This is a genomic window from Terrabacter sp. Soil810 (genome assembly GCF_001429645.1).
Lineage (GTDB): Bacteria > Actinomycetota > Actinomycetes > Actinomycetales > Dermatophilaceae > Terrabacter.
The window spans coordinates 1,276,303-1,292,626 of record NZ_LMSW01000011.1 but is presented as its reverse complement, the minus strand read 5'-3'; the positions used below and the strand labels follow the sequence as shown (position 1 = coordinate 1,292,626).

Genomic DNA, 16,324 nt, shown 5'->3' with positions numbered 1-16,324 from the left:
GTGACCCCTGCGGCGCGCACGCGCCTGGCCACTCTGCTCCTCGTCGCCCTGACGGCCGTGTGGGGCTCGACGTTCTTCCTCATCCGCAACCTCCTCGAGACCGTGCCTCCCGTGGACTTCCTCGCGGTGCGCTTCAGCCTGTCGGCCGTCATCATGCTCATCGTGTTCTGGCGACCGGTGCGCGCCCTGAGCCGCCAGCAGGTCCTCGTCGGCGTCGGCCTCGGTGCGCTGTACGGTCTGGCCCAGATCTTCCAGACGCAGGGGCTCGCGACGACCCCGGCGTCCGTGTCGGGCTTCATCACGGGCACCTACGTCGTGCTCACCCCGGTCTTCACCGCCGTGCTGCTGCGCGAACGCGTGGCCGGGTCCACCTGGGCCGCGGTCGGGCTCGCGACCGTGGGCCTGGCGCTGCTGTCCCTCAACGGGCTCTCCGTCGGCGTCGGAGAGGCGATCACCCTCCTCGCCGCCGCCCTCTACGCACTGCACATCGTGGGTCTCGGCCGCTACAGCGCGTCCGAGATCGCGACCGGACTGTCCGTGGTCCAGATGGTCGTCATCGCGCTGCTGTGCGTCGTCGGTGCGGTGCCCGGCGGCGTCATCCTGCCGAGCACGCCGGCCCAGTGGGCGTCGGTGCTCTACATGGTCGTCTTCGCGAGCATCCTCGCGCTGTGGGTGCAGACGTGGGCGCAGGCGCACATGCCGGCCACGCGGGCAGCGATCGTCATGACCCTCGAGCCGGTCTTCGCGGCGTTCTTCGCGGTGACGCTCGGCGACGAGACCGCGACGCTGCGGATGGTGGTCGGCGGCGCGCTCGTGCTCACGGCGATGTATGCCGTCGAGCTCCTCGCGCGCCGACGCCCGGGTGAGCTGCCGGCCGAGGCCCTCCACCACGAGGTCTGACCCCCACCTGCCCTCCCCGCCGAACGCGGCGTTCGGTGGCGAAAGCGCTGTTCTACCAGTGAGTTCGGCACCGAACGCGGCGTTCGGTGCGAGGAGTCGGGGCTCGGGTCAGGCGGCGGTGGGCGCCGAGCGCAGCAGGCCCGTGAGGACGTCGATCGCGACGTCGGTGCCCGCGTCGTCGACATCGAGGTGCCAGACGAGGCGCACGGCACCCGGCCCCACGGCATACGTCCTCACGCCGGCGGCGAGGGCTGCCTCGACGAAGGCGGCGGACGTCCAGCCCACCGCGGCCACGTCGACGATGACGATGTTGGTCTCGACCGTGGCGAGGTCGACGGCGCCGGGAGCCGACTCGGCCATCGCCTCGGCCGCGCGTCGCGCTCGGGCATGGTCGTCGGCCAGGCGGTCGACGTTGTGGTCGAGGGCGAAAAGCCCTGCGGCAGCGAGGATCCCGGCCTGCCTCATCCCGCCACCGAAGCGCTTGCGCCAGATGCGCGACTCGGCCATGGCATCGGCAGAGCCCACGAGCACGCTGCCGACGGGCGCCCCGAGGCCCTTGCTCAGGCAGATCGAGACGGTGTCGAACTCGCGACCGTAGTCCCCGATCGGCACGCCGGAGGCGACGTGGGCGTTGAAGAGCCGCGCCCCGTCGAGGTGCATGGCGACGCCTCGCTCGCGCGTCACCTCGCGGGCCCGCCGGATCTCGTCGAGCGACTGCACGGTGCCGCCGCCGAAGTTGTGGGTGTTCTCGACGATCACCAGGGACGTGCAGACCTGGTAGGGCCCGACACCGGTGATCATGAGCGACGCCGCGTCGCCGGCCCGGAACCGGCCACGCTCGGACACCCAGGTGCGCGACGAGATGCCCGAGAGCACGGCGGCCGCCCCGAGCTCGGCCCGCACGACATGGGCGAGGGAGTCGCCGATGAGCTCCTCCCCGGGCCTGACGTGCACCCGCACGCCGAGCTGGTTGGCCATCGAGCCCGAGGGCGTGAAGAGCGCGGCCTCGTGCCCGAGCATCCCGGCGACGCGCTCCTCGAGGGCGCGCAGCGTCGGGTCCTCACCGAAGACGTCGTCGCCGACCTCCGCGCGCGCCATGGCATCGCGCATGGCCTCGGTCGGGCGGGTCAGGGTGTCGCTGAGCAGGTCCGCCCGGTAGGGGCTCGTGGCCGCCACCACTCAGGCCTGGCCGAGCATCTCGGCGACGAGGAACGCGAGCTCGAGCGACTGCTGGTGGTTCAGACGCGGATCGCACACGGACTCGTAGCGCTTCTCGAGGTCGGAGTCGATGATCTTCTCCGCGCCGCCGAGGCACTCCGTGACGTCGTTGCCGGTGAGCTCGACGTGGATGCCACCGGGGATCGTCCCGAGGGACTGGTGCACCTCGAAGAAGCCGCGCACCTCCTCGACGATGTCCTCGAAGTCGCGCGTCTTGTAGCCCGAGGGGCTCTCGAACGTGTTGCCGTGCATCGGGTCGCAGATCCACGTCACGGTGGCACCGGAGGCGGTCACCTTGTCGACGAGCGCCGGCAGCGCGTCGCGGATCGTGCCGGCACCCATGCGGGTGATGAACGTCAGGCGGCCGGGCGTGCGGTTCGGGTCGACCTTGTCGATGAGGCGCAGCACCTCGTCGATGTCGGCCTTGGGCCCGAGCTTGACGCCGATCGGGTTGCTGATGCGCGAGACGAAGTCGACGTGCGCGCCGTCGAGCTGGCGCGTGCGCTCGCCGACCCAGACGAAGTGCCCCGACGTGTCGTAGAGGCGGCCGGAGCGCGAGTCGATGCGCGTCAGGGGGCGTTCGTAGTCGAGCAGCAGCGCCTCGTGGGCGGCGTAGAACTCGACGGTGCGCATGGCGTCGAAGTCGGCGCCACAGGCCCACATGAAGCGCATCGCCTTGTCGATGTCCTTGGCGATCTTCTCGTAGCGCTGGTTGGCCGAGTTGGCCACGAAGCCGCGGTTCCAGTCGTGGACGTGGCGGAGGTCGGCGAATCCGCCTGTCGTGAAGGCGCGCACGAGGTTCAGCGTCGCCGAGCTCGCGTGGTAGGCGCGGACGAGGCGCTGCGGGTCGGGGATGCGGGCGGTCTCGTGGAAGGCGAAGTCGTTGACCATGTCGCCGCGGAAGGCGGGCAGGGTGACGCCCTCACGGGTCTCGACCGTCGAGCTGCGCGGCTTGGCGTACTGCCCGGCCATGCGCCCGATCTTGATGACGGGGACGGAGGCGCCGTAGGTGAGCACGGCGGCCATCTGCAGGATCGTCTTGATGCGGTCGCGGATGTTGTCGGCGGTCGCGGAGGCGAAGGTCTCGGCGCAGTCGCCGCCCTGGAGCACGAAGGCCTCGCCGACGGCGGCCTTGGCCATCCGGTCGGTGAGGATGTCGCACTCGCCCGCGAAGACGAGCGGAGGATACGAGGCGAGGGTCTCGATCACCTCGGCCAGGGCAGCCGTGTCGGGCCAGGCAGGCTGCTGCTGGGCCTCGAGCTCGGTGGCCGCGGCCGTGAGGGCTGCGAGGGCCTCGGACCCGTCAACGGGTTCGAGGCCGGCATCGGCGGTGACGGTCCTCGTGTTCACCCCGACAGCGTAGACGTCGCGCGGGGGTGCTCCCGCCCGGGTCCGCATCCCGAAACCTCCGGCGCGCGCCGAGTCACCGATGACGTATGCCGTTCGGCCCCCTCGCGGGGGCCGGTGGGCTCACGTCGGGTCGCCGAGGTCGAGGCCGCGTTCCATCGCGAAGCGGACGAGCTCGACGCGGTTGTGCATCTGGAGCTTGCCGAAGATGTTCTGGACGTGGTTCTGGACGGTGCGGTGCGAGAGGAAGAGCGTCGCCGCGATCTCCTTGTAGCCCATGCCGGTCGCGACGTACTTGAGGATCTCGGTCTCGCGGTCGGTGAGCTCGGGGATGGGCCGCTCCGGGCTCCCGCCACCGGCGGCCTTGACCCGCCTGAACTCGCCGAGCACGAGGCCGGCGAGACCCGGCGTGAAGACCGGCTCGCCGGCTGCCGTCGCGCGGACCGCGGCGAGGAACTCCTCCCGGCCGGCCGACTTCACGAGGTAGCCCAACGCGCCGGCCTTGACGGCGTCGAGGACGTCCTGGTGGTCGCCGCTCGCCGAGAGGATGAGGATGCGGGTCGGTACCTCGGCGGCGGCGAGGGCGGCGCACACCTGGGCGCCGGACAGGCCCGGGAGGTTGAGGTCGAGGACGAGGACGTCGGGCACGGTCGCGCGTGTCCGGGCCACGGCCGACCGGCCGTCGTCCGCGGTCGCGAGGACCTCGAACCCGGCGTCGGCGAGGTCACGGGCGACGGCGTCACGCCACATCGGGTGGTCGTCGGCGACGACGACCCGGATGTGTTCGGGCGGCGTGCTGCTCCCCTGCTGCGGCATGGCCTCCTCCTGGTCCGTCACGATGCTCCTCGTCCCCTGGTCCGGGCCTCGCTCGCCCGGTCGGTCGTCCGGTCGGTCGTCGTGTCCGTCCGGCGACCATGGTGCCGGTTCGTCGGGCGCGCCGTCCGGCGATTGGGGATCCGCAGCTCGACGGTCGTCCCGCCCGCGGGTCCCGACGTGATGCTCGCGGTGCCGCCGAGGTCGGCGAGCCGACCGAGGATGCTCGACGAGACGCCGAGACGTCCCTGACCGACGGCCTCCTCGAGCCGCCCGGACGGCACGCCGCGACCGGAGTCGCGGATCGTCACGGCGATCTCGTCGCCGTCGTCGTCGAGCAACACCCAGGCCCGGGCGTCGTCACCCGCGTGCTTGCGGACGTTGTCCAGGGCAGCCTCCACGGCGGCGACCACCTCGTCGGCGACCCGTCGGGGCAGCAGTACCGCGTCGGCGGGCGAGACGAGCTGGACGCCCTCGCCCTCGACGTGGCGCAGCAGGCCGCGCAGGTCGACGTCGCCGCTCAGGGCGCGCCCCACCTCGGAGAGGTCCGTCTGGCTCACCAGGGTGCGCAGGATCCGCTCCTGCTCGCCGGCCATCGCTCCGAGCCGCGCCGTCTCCCCGCCGATGTCGGTCGCCCGCCGGTTGATGAAGGCGAGCGTCTGGAGCACCCCGTCGTGGACGGTCCGGGCGAGCCGGTCACGCTCGGCGCGCGCGGCGTCGAGCCGCATCGCCTCGGCGAGCGCCGCGTGGCTCGAGCGGGCGAGGTCGACGCAGTAGCCGATGCAGCCGCCGAGCAGGAGGCCGAAGATCGAGTTGGTGATGGTGTTGGGGGTCGGTTGGACCACCTCGACGAAGGAGCAGGCCGCGACGAGCGAGGCGGCGGCGAGACCACCGCGCCAGCCCCGGAGCACGGCGAACCCGACGACGGCGGCGGTCGGCCAGATCGAGGGGATCGTCTTGGCGCCGGCCGTGATGACCTCGGGGTCGTCGACGAGCCGCGTCGCAAGGATCGCGGAGCAGCCGATGGCCAGCTCGATCGTGTAGGCGCGGACCGTGCGCACCGGCCGCAGCGTGACGGCCAGAGTCCAGCCGGCGAGGACGGCGAGGATGGCGACCGCCCCGACGAGGTGGGCGATCTGCTCGTGACGCTCCCAGACCGACCACACGGCATACGCGAGGGCGAGGCAGCGGAAGACGTCGACTCCTCGCCACAGCCCGCGCACGATGGCGTGCTCGTCGTCGAGGACCGCCACCGTCGACGCGGCCACCGTCGCGTCGGCGGCCACGGCCACGCCGTCGAGGGGCGGCACCGGGGCCGGCATCACCTCGGCGCCGGGACCACCCTCGTGGTCCGGACCAGCGCCGCGGCGCGTGGGGTCCATGGCCTCAGGACGCCGCCACGACGGGAGTGTCGCCGTCGTCGTCGTCGGACCGGGCGTCCGTGGGGTCCGCGTCATCGGCCGCCGGCGTGGACGGCGTGGACGGCGTGGACGCCGGCGCCTGACGGGACTTGCCCTCGGCGGCGTCGAGCGCCTCCTCGAGCTCGGGCGCGGCACTGCCGGGCTTGGCGGCCTCCTGGAGCTCGCGGGCCTTGGCCCGGGCCGCGGAGACGAGGCGGTCCTTCATCGACGTGGCGTACATGTCGACGTACTCCCGGCCCGACAGGAGCATCAGCTCGTACATGATCTCGTCGGTGATCGAGCGCAGGACGAAGCGGTCGTCCTCCATGCCCTCGTAGCGGGAGAAGTCGAGCGGCTTGCCGACCCGCACCCCGACCCGCATGATGCGCGGGATGACCTTGCCGGTGGGCTGCGCCTTGTCGGTCCCGATCATGGCCACCGGGATCACGGTGACCCTGCCCTCGAGCGCCATCCGCGCCACGCCGGTGCGGCCGCGGTAGAGGCGGCCGTCGGGCGAGCGGGTGCCTTCGGGGTAGATGCCCAGCAGGTCGCCGCGACCCAGGACCTTCAGCCCCGAGCTGAGCGCCGCGTTGCTCGCCTTGCCACCCGACCGGTCGACGGGCAGCTGGCCCACGCCCTTGAAGAAGGCGGCGGTGAGCCGGCCCTTGATGCCGCGCCCGGTGAAGTAGTCGCTCTTCGCGAGGAAGGTGACGCGACGGGACACCACGAGCGGGAGGAAGATCGAGTCGGAGAAGGACAGGTGGTTGCTCGCGAAGATTGCGGCACCCTCCTCGGGGATGTTCTCCTCCCCCTCCACCCACGGACGGAAGAGGAGCTTGATGATCGGCCCGATGACGATCGTCTTGAGGAACCAGTAGAACAACCGTGTCCGCCTTCCGTCTGTGACGGCTCGAACTCTACGACACTCGCGCACCGACGGCGGCGCATGCGAGGATCAGCAGGTCCAGTCGCTTCGCCCGAGGAGCCCCACCGTGACGGTCCGTCCCGACGCCGCAGGGGCCTTCGGCGTGTCTGCCGCACTCCCCCGCCCGACGGCCGGGGAGGACTGCGATGGGTGACCGCGACCTCGACGCGGAGTTCGCGCGCATCATCGCCGGATGGGATGACGAGGCCCCCGAGCCGCAGCGCCGTGACACCACGGCGCCGGACACCACCGCGTCGCCCGCGGAGCCCTCCGATCCGGCGTCCCACCCGGTGTCGCTCGCTGACCCGGACGCCGGGACCGCCCAGGCCGGCACGCCGTCCGCACCCGACTCGGAGCACTCCCCCGTCGAGCGCCGCCCCGACGACGGCCGTGGCGTCGACCCCGCGGCGCCGCCACAGCAGCCCGGCCCCGGCGGCGCGAGCCCGTCGGCGTCGTCCGGTCTGCTCGAGCTGCCGATCGCCCCGACGACGTCCCACGCGTGGCGCGGCCCCACGTCGCGCCGCGACGCCGCCGACGACCCGTCGGACGGCGACGACCACTTCGTCCCGCCGTCCGAGATCGACCTCCCCTCGGCCGAGACCGACCCGATGTTCTGGGCGATCGTCGGCGGGCTCGTCGGTGGCCCGCTCCTGCTGCTCTACGTCCTCTTCTTCGACCGGGACGGCAGCGACTGGTGGGTCGTCACGGCCCTGGCCATGATCGTCGTCGGCTTCGTGCTCCTCGTCCTGCGCGGCGGCACGGAGCGCGACCCGTTCGACGACGGCACCCGGGTCTAGCCTCGCCAGGCTGCTCCCCGGCCGTCAGGCGGCTGCCGTGGGGTCGAGGTCGACCCACACCGGCCGGTGGTCCGAGCCCGCCTCGAGGTCCCGCTCGTCCACGTGCGTCGGCGCGGACCGGACGACCTGCAGCCCCGGACCGGCGAAGACCACGTCGAGCGCGGTGTGTGGTCGACGTGCGGGAAACGTCGGTGCGTCGCCGGACACCGGCGCGTAGCGCGCGGCGATGAGGTCGTATGCCGTCCCGCCGGGTCCCTCGTTGAGGTCCCCCGCGATGACGGCGCGATCACCGACCCCGCCGCCTCCGTCGAGCGCGGCGAGCACGGCCGCGGCGTGCCTCGCCCGCTCGGACGCCCGAAGCCCGAGGTGCATGCTGACGACGGTGACGGCGGGACCCGACCGACCGCCCGCCGGGAGCGAGACGGTCGCAGCGGCATACCCCCTGGTGCGGTCGGGGAAGCGGACCCGCAGGCGACCACGCAGGACACCGTGGACGACCACCCTCGGCGCCGTGAGCACCGCCGTGCCACCGGTGCCGAGGCGTCCACGGTGCCGGGCCAGGCCGCAGTCGCGCGCAAAGGGCGGGAGCCGCAGCTCCGTCGTGAGCCGACGGGGCACCTCCTGCAGGCACAGCACGTCGGGCCCGACGGCCCGCACGACACGGACGGCCGCAGCCCGGTCGTCGAGCAGGTCGTGGACGTTGTAGCTCATGACCCGCAGCACGTGCTCCGGTCGGCCCGGACCCACGGGTTCAGCGGCCGGCGCGCGCCAGCTCGGCCGCGCCGATGAGGCCGGCGTCGCTGCCGAGCACGGCGCGCACGATCCGCGCCTCCGGCCGGTAGCCGCGGCCCGGGAGCTGACGACGGAAGGCCTCGCGGGCCGGTCCGATGAGCATCTCGTCGGCCGCGCTGACGCCGCCGCCGATGACGAAGAGGCCCGGGTCGAAGGCCGAGGCGAGGTTGGCCAGCCCGATGCCCAGCCACTCGCCGATGTCGGCGAGCAGCTCGCGCGCGGTCGGGTCACCCTCGCGGGCGGCCTCGGTGATGAAGGGGCCGGTCAGCGCGCTGGCGTCGCCACCGAGACGGGCGAGCAGGTCGGCGACGACGGGCGACCCGGCCTCGATCATGGCGCGGGCCTCGCGCACGAGCGCGTTGCCGCTGGCGTACTGCTCCCAGCAGCCACGGTTGCCGCACTCGCAGCGTGCGCCGCCCGGCATGATCTGCATGTGGCCGAACTCGCCGGCGATGCCGTGCCGCCCGCGCTGGACGTTGCCGTCGATGATGAGGGCGCCCCCGATGCCCGTGCCGAGGGTGATGACGACGACGTGCGACTCGCCCCGGGCGGCGCCGAAGGTCGCTTCGGCCCACGCCGCGGCATTGGCGTCGTTGTCGACGGTGATGGGCAGCGCGATGCGCTGGGACAACGCATCGCGCAGCGGCTCGTTGCGCCAGGACAGGTGCGGCGCGAAGACGACGGTGGCCCGGTCCTCGGCGACGAAGCCCGCGGCGCCGATGCCGACGGCGACGACGTCGTCGGGGTCGACCTGGCCCAGCAGCTCCTCGACCGACTCGACGATGGTGTTCTCGACGACCGCGGGCGAGGTCGAGCGGTGCGGCGTGTCACGACGGGTGCGGTGGGTGATGGCCCCTGACTCGTCGACGACACCACCGGCGACCTTCGTGCCGCCGATGTCGATGCCGATCGCGAGTCGCCTGCTCATGCGCTGCCTCCGGGCCCGGTCTCGTCGGTGTGGGTCTCAGCGGGGTGGGTCTCGCTCGTGTCGGTCCCGGTCGTGTCGGGCTCGGCCCGTCGCTCCCGCTGGGCGGTCGCGAGGTCGCGCAGGGCCGTGGCCGCGAAGCCGACGAAGTCGGCGACCTTCTCGATGGTGTCGGGGTTGACCTGCTGGACGAACGCGATGAGCTGGCAGACGGGACACACGCGGCACGCGGCAGGTGTCGTGCCCCCGCAGGTGCACTCCCCCGCCGGCCCGTCGGGTCGGCCGGCGGTTCCGGGACCCGTCGGGTCCCCCGTCGTGTGACCCGCGTCCGCGTCGTGGTCGTGCGCGGCGCTCCCTGCACGCTCACCCCGGGAGCTGCCGGACGGCATACCCGAGGTGCTCGACCAGCTGCGGCGTGAGAGCAGCTCGACGAGCAGCGCGGCCTCGGCGGCGACGCTGCCGGGGGGCGGAGGGTCGCCGGGGCGCGTCGACCCGGTCTCGTTCGTCGGCTCGGACTGGTCGCGCTGGTCGCGCTGGTCGGGGTCGGCCGGGGCTGCGCCTGGACCGTCGTTCGGGGTCACGGTCGGTCAGGCCTCGACGCGCTTCTTCAGCTCCTTGAGCGCGGTGTCGACGATGACCTTCTCCGCCTTGCGCTTGAGCAGCCCGATCATGGGGATCTTGACGTCGACCGACAGGCGGTAGGTCACCTTCGTGCCCGTGCCGTCACTCGCGAGGGTGTACGAGCCGATCATGGCCTTGAGGACGTGGGCCGACACGAGTGACCAGGAGACGACCCCGGTGCCGTCCTCGACGACGTCCCACTCGTAGTCGAGGACGTAGGTGTCCTTGATGGCGCCGGCGTCGAGCGTGAACTGCACCTGGTCGGCCCAGCCGTCGCCCTCCTCGGCGAGGACGTTGACGTTCTTCACCTCACCCGCCCACTCGGGGTAGGCCTCGAAGTCCGCGATGACGTCGAGCACCTCGCCGGGCGGGGCGTCGATGACGATGGAGGACTCGGTGCGATCGGCCATGCGCCGAAGGCTATCGCGTCACCAACGGCCCGTCGGGTGGTTGTCCCCGCGGGTGTCACGGCGCGTCGGGCACGTGCCAAGATGGGGACGACGGCAGCCCTGCGCCGACGGGTGGCGCGCCCGACCTCGGACCACGCCCTGTGATCACGGTGACGTGGTCTGCGCGGTTACCGATCGGTAAGGTGCAGCACAGTTCCCCGCCCCGCCATCAGGAGTGACAGTGAAGGACAACGTCGTCGCACCACTTGCCCCCGTCACGACGGAGGGAAGCCTCGCGGACCTCCCCGTGCGCAACGCCAAGGAGAGCGCGAGCGAGACCGCGTTCTCCCGCAAGACGCCCTCCGGTGGGTGGACCCACGTGACCTGGGCCCAGTTCGCCGACGACGTCGCGGCCGTCGCCAAGGGCCTCGTCGCCGAGGGCCTCCAGCCCGGCGACCGGGTGGCCCTCATGTCACGCACCCGCTACGAGTGGACCCTCGTCGACTTCGCCGCCTGGAGTGCGGGCGCCGTGGTCGTGCCGATCTACGAGACGTCCTCCGCGGAGCAGGTCCAGTGGATCCTCTCCGACTCCGACGCGCACGTCGTCGTCGTCGAGACCGATGCCCACCGGTCCACCGTCGAGCAGGTCAGGGGCGACCTGCCCTCGCTCCGCGACGTCGTGACCATCGACGGCGGCGGGCTCGAGGCTCTGCGCGAGAAGGGGCGGGACGTCTCCGACACCGACCTCGCCGCTCGTCGCGACGGCCTCGACCGCCGGTCGGTCGCCACCATCATCTACACGTCGGGCACGACGGGGCGGCCCAAGGGCTGCGAGCTGACCCACGGCAACTTCCTCGACCTCGCCGAGAACGCCATCGAGAAGCTCGGTCAGGTCGTCCTCAGCGACAACGCCTCGACGCTGCTCTTCTTGCCGCTCGCCCACGTCTTCGCACGCTTCATCGAGGTGCTCTGCGTCGCGGGCCGTGCCCGGATGGGCCACTCGGCCGACATCAAGACCCTGCTCGACGACTTCGCCGGCTTCCAGCCGACCTTCGTGCTCGCCGTCCCGCGTGTCTTCGAGAAGATCTTCAACTCGGCCGAGGCCAAGGCGTCCTCCGAGGGCAAGGGGAAGATCTTCCTGCGGGCGGCCACGGTCGCCATCGCCTACAGCGAGGCCCTCGACTCCGGTGGGCCCGGCCTGCTGCTGCGCCTCCAGCACGCGATCTTCGACCGCCTCGTCTACGGCAAGCTGCGCGCGGCCATGGGCGGGCACGTGCGCTACGCCGTGTCCGGCGGAGCACCGCTCGGCACCCGGCTCGGCCACTTCTACCGCGGCATCGGGGTCGTCATCCTCGAGGGCTACGGCCTGACCGAGACCACGGCCCCGGTCGCGGTCAACACGCCCGACAAGATCAAGATCGGCACCGTCGGACCGCCGCTGCCCGGCACCGGCATCCGCATCGCCGACGACGGCGAGATCCTCCTCAAGGGGGTCGGCGTCTTCAGCAGCTACCACGCCAACCCGACGGCGACGGCCGACGCCATCGTCGACGGGTGGTTCCACACCGGTGACATCGGCGAGATGGACGACGACGGCTACCTGCGGATCACCGGGCGCAAGAAGGAGATCCTCGTGACGGCGGGCGGCAAGAACGTCGCCCCGGCGGTGTTGGAGGACCGGCTGCGCGCTCACCCGCTCGTCTCCCAGTGCATCGTCGTCGGCGACCAGAAGCCGTTCGTCGCCGTGCTCGTGACGCTCGACGAGGAGATGTGGCCGCTCTGGGCCAAGTCGCACGGCGTCGAGGGCGTGTCCCTCGACCAGGCTCGCACCGAGCCGAAAGTGCTCGAAGCGCTGCAGGAGGCCGTCGACCGGGCCAACGAGGCCGTCTCCAAGGCCGAGTCGATCCGCAAGTTCGCCGTCCTGCCGGGTGACTTCACCGAGGCCAACGGCTACCTGACGCCCTCGCTGAAGCTGAAGCGCAACGTCGTCATGAAGGACTACGCCGACGAGGTCGAGAAGCTCTACGCCTGACCCGCTCAGCGCAGCAGGTCGCGGATGCGCGCCTGCCAGTCCCGCACGAACGCGGCACGCGTCATGCCGGTCGTGGCGCGCAGGGCCGCGTCGACGGCGGCCTCCTTGTCGTCGATCCGGGACGTCGGGACGTCGAGCCCGCCCGCCGCGGCTCGGTAGAGACGGACGACGGCCTGGGTGCCGTGCGCGTCCGCCAGGGTGCGCAACGCCAGGAGGGACAGGCCGTATGCCGCCGGCAGCGCGTGCGTGCCCGGGTCGAAGTCCGCGTCCGCCGGCAGCGCCTGCGGCAGGCCGGACGCCCGGACCCGCTCGAGCGCCGGCGCGACGACGGTCGCCTCGGGCAGGTCGATGGGCTCGTACGCGACGAGCTCGGCGAAGCCCTCGGACAGCCAGACCGGCACCGCCCGGGTGGTCGACGCGCGCACGGTGGCGTGGGTCAGCTCGTGCGTCATGACGACGTCGCGCCCGTCAGGGCGCAGGGACGACCAGGCCCCGGGGACGAGCACGATGCGGTCGGCCCCCGCTCGCTCCCCCGGCGTCAGCGGACCGTCCGTGGCGGCGGCGACGCCGGAGAGGTCGTCGGCCGCGCGCCCGAGCAGCCTCGCGGCGTCGGCATCGGTGGCCGGGGCGATCCAGACGGCGGGCCGCACCCCGTCCCAGACGGCCGCGACACGCGAGGCCGCCGTCCGTGCGCGACGGACCACCTCCTCGACCCGCTCGTCGTCGCCCACGGCCAGCACCAGGGCGGTGTCCGACCGCCGCACGACGAGACCCGTGAGGTCCCAGGGCTGCGGCCGTCCGGAGGGTGACGACGCCGTGATGAGCAGACCGGACGGGTTCGACGGGTCAGCCTTGAGGGTGAGGTCGAGGTCGAAGGATCGCGGACCGGAGTCGAAGCCTCGGAGCCTGTAGGTGAGGCTCGCCCTGACGTCCCACGCGACCGCCGTCCCGCGGGCCGCCGGGACCGGCGCGGTGGTCTCGCGCACACCGACGAGCCGGACGCTCCCCACCGCCATGCGGGTCATGCGGTCGAGGACGGCGGCCTGCGTCATCCGCAACGGCGTGGACGAAGAGCCCTGCAACGGCGCGAGCCAGCCGGCCTCGTCGGCCCGCTCGACGGCGGCGAACCGGGTGCGCAGCAGGTTCGTGACCGCGCGCTGACGGGCGCTCGCCCACGCCTCCGCAGTGACGTCGGAGGCGACGGCCGTCGCGCCAACGGGTGGGGTCGGCGCACCTGCCGTGGACGTCGACACGCCTGCGCCAGGACCGGCCGGCGTGCAGGCAACGAGCGTCAGGGACGTGATTCCGGCCAGGACCGCCGAGGCCGCGTCCCGCGCAGGGCTTCGACGACGGAGGCTGCACACGGCGACATCGTGTCACGCGGACCTGTCGCGGCGACCTGTCGCACCGACAGGTCGCGGCGCCGGTTGCCCGGAGGGCTCACACGGCCCGTCGTGCTCGGTGGCGGGTCTCGACCTCGACGGGGTCGAGCTCCGCCCGCGCCGCGTTGGCCGTGGTCACGTTGACGAGGCCCGCCGCGACGAAGGCCGACACGGCCCGTCGCTCGGCACGGTCGAGGGGCGCCGTCACGACCCCGTCGACCTCGCGGGTGTCGCCGACGGCGCGCGGACGGCCCGCCCGTGCGCCCGTGCGCCCGTGGCCGTCGGTGTCGGCGCCGGGCGGGGTCGCGCCCGGACGCAGCGGGATCGCCGTCAGCGCGGTCACCATGCAGTCTGCGCAGTGGACGTCCCGCACCGGGCAGGTCTGGCAGTCGACGAGCATCATCGTGGTCCAACCCTTCGTCTCTCGTTGCGATCTGTCGTGAAGGACGCTAAGCGGCCCCACCGACACTGCCCACCCACCGGCGGACCTCAGGCCGGGCAGTGCGCCCGACCTGCCGGCGTGCCGTCCGGTCGTGGACCGGTGGCCACGGACGTGGGGCGCGACCCCGCGACGAAGGGGGACGCGGCCCGGACCCCTTGTGGCAGAAGGGCTTGCGACCGACGCGCCTCCGGGGCATTGTCGGCGCCCCGGCATACCGTCGAGGTCATGCAAGCGATCCAGGCGACGTTCGACGACCTCGGCACCCCCCTTGCCGGCGTCACGTTCGTCGTCGTGGACCTCGAGACGACAGGCGGGTCACCCGCCCAGTGCGGCATCACCGAGATCGGCGCCGTCAAGGTGCGCGGCGGCGAGGTCCTCGGCGAGTTCCAGACCCTCGTCAACCCGGCCGAGCCCATCCCGGCGTTCATCTCCGTCCTCACGGGCATCACCGACACGATGGTCCGCGACGCTCCGCGCATCGACAGCGCGTTGCCCGCCTTCCTCGAGTTCGCCGCCGGCAGCGTCCTCGTCGCCCACAACGCCGGCTTCGACATCGGCTTCCTCAAGGCTGCCGCCGCCCGCGTCGGCGCACCGTGGCCCGGCTTCCCCGTCCTCGACACCCTCCAGCTGGCCCGTCAGCTCGTCGTGCGCGACGAGTCTCCGAACCACCGCCTCTCCTCGCTCGCCCAGGTCTTCGGCTCCACGACCGCCCCCGACCACCGGGCCCTGCACGACGCGCGCGCCACGGTCGACGTGCTCCACGGGCTCATCGAGCGCGTCGGCAACCTCGGGGTGCACACGCTCGAGGAGCTCTCCAGCTACAGCTCGCGGGTCACCCCCTCGCAGCGGCGCAAGCGGTTCCTCGCAGACCCGCTGCCGAGCGCTCCCGGCGTCTACCTCTTCAAGGACGGCAGCAACCGCGTCCTCTACGTCGGCACGAGCCGCGACATCCGCACCCGCGTGCGCACCTACTTCACCGCCTCCGAGCAACGCAGCCGGATGGCCGAGATGGTGCGGCTCGCCCACGTCGTCCACCCCGTCGTGTGCCAGACCTCGCTCGAGGCGCAGGTGCGTGAGCTGCGGCTCATCGACGAGCACAAGCCACGCTTCAACCGACGCTCCAAGGACGGCCGCAAGGTCATGTGGGTCAAGCTCACGCAGGAGCGCTTCCCGCGCCTGTCGATCGTCAGGCAGGTGCGCGACGACGACGCCCACTACATCGGCCCGTTCCGGTCCCGGGCCACCGCCCAGGCGGCCATCGACGCGGTCCACGAGGTCGTGCCGCTGCGTCAGTGCACCGGCCGGCTCACGGGCCGCGGCACCGCCTGCGCCCTGGCCGACATGGGTCGCTGCGGCGCCCCGTGCACCGGGGCGCAGTCCGAGGGCGACTACGCCGTCGTCGTCGCAGAGTGCCGCGCCATCTTCACCGGCAACGCCCGACCGGGCGCCGAGCTGCTCCGCGCCCGGCTGGAGGAGCTGGCCTCCCAGGAGCGCTTCGAGGACGCGGCCCGGGTGCGCGACCGTTTCCTCCAGCTCGTCCGGGGGGCGGCCCGGGCGCAACGACTCGCCCCCCTCGTGCGCTCCCCCGAGATCATCGCCGCACGCCGCAGCGACCTCGGCGGGTGGGAGCTCGTCGCCATCCGCCACGGCCGCATGGCAGGCGTCGTCGTCAGTCCGCGAGGCGCCGACCCGATGCCCTACGTCCACTCGATGCAGGCCACCGCCGAGGTCGTGCCGGCTCCCACGCCCGACCGGCCCTCGGCGCTCACCGAGGAGACCGAGATCCTGCTTCGCTGGCTCGAGGCTCCGGGCGTGCGCATCGTCGAGCTCGAGGGGTCCTGGACCTGCCCGGTCGGCGGCGCCGGCTCCGTACGCAGCGAGCTCGAGCCCGCCGTCGCCTCGGCGCACGATGTCGTCGGGTTCGACCACGACGTCCCGGGGTCACGCGCGGGCACGACCACCGGCGGCCGACCGGGTCGCGCGGGCCGGGGCGGTGGCCTGCGCCGCGCCGGGTAGGCCCGGCTAGGGTGTTCTCGTGATCACCGCCATCGTCATGATCAGCTGCGAGGTCGACCGCATCCCGGAGGTGGCCGAGGCCATCGCCGACATCCCGGCCGTGTCCGAGGTCTACTCGGTGACGGGCGACGCCGACCTCATCGCCATGGTGCGGGTCAAGGCGCACGAGGAGTTCGCCGACGTCATCGCCGACCGGCTCAACAAGGTGCAGGGCATTGTCGGCACGTCGACCCACATCGCCTTCCGCACCTACTCCTCGCACGACCTCGACGCGGCCTTCAGCCTCGGCCTCGAGGGCGAGTAGCCCGACTGCCCCGTCCACCGG

Annotated in this window: 16 protein-coding genes; 5 read left to right on the top strand and 11 right to left on the bottom strand. The window is 72.7% G+C overall.

Annotated features, from left to right (window positions below; all coding sequences use genetic code 11):
• A complete protein-coding gene (locus tag ASG96_RS11895; RefSeq protein WP_057588031.1) occupies positions 1-900 on the top strand; it encodes a DMT family transporter in 900 nt (299 codons plus the stop codon).
• 108 nt (positions 901-1,008) lie between these two features.
• Here the strand turns inward: ASG96_RS11895 and ASG96_RS11890 are convergent, their stop codons facing one another.
• The 5 genes from ASG96_RS11890 to ASG96_RS11870 form a co-directional block, all read right to left on the bottom strand.
• Positions 1,009-2,076, bottom strand: coding sequence for a low specificity L-threonine aldolase (locus ASG96_RS11890; RefSeq protein WP_082591804.1), 1,068 nt, complete (start codon positions 2,074-2,076; stop codon positions 1,009-1,011).
• A gap of 3 nt (positions 2,077-2,079) precedes the next feature.
• On the bottom strand, positions 2,080-3,516 hold the full coding sequence (locus ASG96_RS11885) for a class II 3-deoxy-7-phosphoheptulonate synthase (RefSeq protein ID WP_057588030.1): 1,437 nt from the start codon (positions 3,514-3,516) through the stop codon (positions 2,080-2,082).
• A 72-nt stretch (positions 3,517-3,588) separates the two neighbouring features.
• Positions 3,589-4,281: a response regulator transcription factor gene (locus ASG96_RS11880; protein ID WP_056758901.1), complete on the bottom strand. Its 693-nt coding sequence runs from the start codon at positions 4,279-4,281 to the stop codon at positions 3,589-3,591.
• A gap of 17 nt (positions 4,282-4,298) precedes the next feature.
• Positions 4,299-5,660, bottom strand: coding sequence for a MacS family sensor histidine kinase (gene macS, locus ASG96_RS11875; protein WP_082591744.1), 1,362 nt, complete (start codon positions 5,658-5,660; stop codon positions 4,299-4,301).
• 4 nt (positions 5,661-5,664) lie between these two features.
• Positions 5,665-6,561, bottom strand: a complete 897-nt coding sequence (locus tag ASG96_RS11870; protein WP_057588028.1) for a 1-acyl-sn-glycerol-3-phosphate acyltransferase — start codon at positions 6,559-6,561, stop codon at positions 5,665-5,667.
• Positions 6,562-6,749: 188 nt separating this feature from the next.
• Between ASG96_RS11870 and ASG96_RS11865 the strand changes: the two genes are divergently transcribed.
• Complete coding sequence (locus ASG96_RS11865; RefSeq protein WP_057588027.1) at positions 6,750-7,400, top strand: hypothetical protein; 651 nt, start codon at positions 6,750-6,752, stop codon at positions 7,398-7,400.
• 24 nt (positions 7,401-7,424) lie between these two features.
• Here ASG96_RS11865 and ASG96_RS11860 read toward each other — a convergent pair whose 3' ends face one another.
• The 4 genes from ASG96_RS11860 to ASG96_RS11845 are packed head-to-tail and all read right to left on the bottom strand — an operon-like array spanning position 7,425 to position 10,148.
• Positions 7,425-8,111, bottom strand: coding sequence for an endonuclease/exonuclease/phosphatase family protein (locus ASG96_RS11860; protein ID WP_057588416.1), 687 nt, complete (start codon positions 8,109-8,111; stop codon positions 7,425-7,427).
• Between the two features lie 40 nt (positions 8,112-8,151).
• On the bottom strand, positions 8,152-9,120 hold the full coding sequence (locus ASG96_RS11855) for an ROK family glucokinase (RefSeq protein WP_057588026.1): 969 nt from the start codon (positions 9,118-9,120) through the stop codon (positions 8,152-8,154).
• Positions 9,117-9,698, bottom strand: a complete 582-nt coding sequence (locus tag ASG96_RS11850) for a hypothetical protein (protein WP_057588025.1) — start codon at positions 9,696-9,698, stop codon at positions 9,117-9,119. Before ASG96_RS11850 ends, ASG96_RS11855 begins: the two co-directional genes overlap by 4 nt.
• 6 nt (positions 9,699-9,704) lie before the next feature.
• The gene (locus tag ASG96_RS11845) at positions 9,705-10,148 is read right to left on the bottom strand and encodes an SRPBCC family protein (RefSeq protein WP_056758075.1); all 444 of its coding nucleotides are present in this window, start codon (positions 10,146-10,148) and stop codon (positions 9,705-9,707) included.
• A gap of 220 nt (positions 10,149-10,368) precedes the next feature.
• Here ASG96_RS11845 and ASG96_RS11840 point away from each other — a divergent pair, with 220 nt between their 5' ends.
• Positions 10,369-12,159: a long-chain fatty acid--CoA ligase gene (locus tag ASG96_RS11840; protein ID WP_056758078.1), complete on the top strand. Its 1,791-nt coding sequence runs from the start codon at positions 10,369-10,371 to the stop codon at positions 12,157-12,159.
• A gap of 5 nt (positions 12,160-12,164) precedes the next feature.
• On the opposite strand, the gene ASG96_RS11835 is transcribed toward ASG96_RS11840, so the two are convergent.
• Together ASG96_RS11835 and ASG96_RS11830 are read right to left on the bottom strand one after the other, a co-directional pair.
• Positions 12,165-13,412, bottom strand: coding sequence for a hypothetical protein (locus tag ASG96_RS11835; protein WP_057588024.1), 1,248 nt, complete (start codon positions 13,410-13,412; stop codon positions 12,165-12,167).
• Between the two features lie 187 nt (positions 13,413-13,599).
• Positions 13,600-13,944 (bottom strand): hypothetical protein, encoded by a 345-nt coding sequence (locus ASG96_RS11830; RefSeq protein WP_057588023.1) that lies wholly within the window; start codon positions 13,942-13,944, stop codon positions 13,600-13,602.
• A 264-nt stretch (positions 13,945-14,208) separates the two neighbouring features.
• Here ASG96_RS11830 and ASG96_RS11825 point away from each other — a divergent pair, with 264 nt between their 5' ends.
• Together ASG96_RS11825 and ASG96_RS11820 are read left to right on the top strand one after the other, a co-directional pair.
• Positions 14,209-15,999, top strand: coding sequence for a DEDD exonuclease domain-containing protein (locus ASG96_RS11825; RefSeq protein ID WP_056758085.1), 1,791 nt, complete (start codon positions 14,209-14,211; stop codon positions 15,997-15,999).
• A 19-nt stretch (positions 16,000-16,018) separates the two neighbouring features.
• The gene (locus tag ASG96_RS11820) at positions 16,019-16,303 is read left to right on the top strand and encodes an Lrp/AsnC family transcriptional regulator (RefSeq protein ID WP_057588022.1); all 285 of its coding nucleotides are present in this window, start codon (positions 16,019-16,021) and stop codon (positions 16,301-16,303) included.
• The last annotated feature ends 21 nt before the right edge of the window (positions 16,304-16,324 follow it).

Excerpts from the sequence above, each read along its gene's own strand:
- ASG96_RS11845 (WP_056758075.1), bottom strand. The coding sequence starts at position 10,148 with ATGGCCGATCGCACCGAGTCCTCCATCGTCATCGACGCCCCGCCCGGC.
- ASG96_RS11830 (WP_057588023.1), bottom strand. The coding sequence starts at position 13,944 with ATGATGCTCGTCGACTGCCAGACCTGCCCGGTGCGGGACGTCCACTGC.
- ASG96_RS11825 (WP_056758085.1), top strand. The coding sequence starts at position 14,209 with ATGCAAGCGATCCAGGCGACGTTCGACGACCTCGGCACCCCCCTTGCC.
- macS (WP_082591744.1), bottom strand. The coding sequence starts at position 5,660 with ATGGACCCCACGCGCCGCGGCGCTGGTCCGGACCACGAGGGTGGTCCC.
- ASG96_RS11865 (WP_057588027.1), top strand. The coding sequence starts at position 6,750 with ATGGGTGACCGCGACCTCGACGCGGAGTTCGCGCGCATCATCGCCGGA.
- ASG96_RS11880 (WP_056758901.1), bottom strand. The coding sequence starts at position 4,281 with ATGCCGCAGCAGGGGAGCAGCACGCCGCCCGAACACATCCGGGTCGTC.
- ASG96_RS11860 (WP_057588416.1), bottom strand. The coding sequence starts at position 8,111 with ATGAGCTACAACGTCCACGACCTGCTCGACGACCGGGCTGCGGCCGTC.
- ASG96_RS11855 (WP_057588026.1), bottom strand. The coding sequence starts at position 9,120 with ATGAGCAGGCGACTCGCGATCGGCATCGACATCGGCGGCACGAAGGTC.
- ASG96_RS11885 (WP_057588030.1), bottom strand. The coding sequence starts at position 3,516 with ATGCGGACCCGGGCGGGAGCACCCCCGCGCGACGTCTACGCTGTCGGG.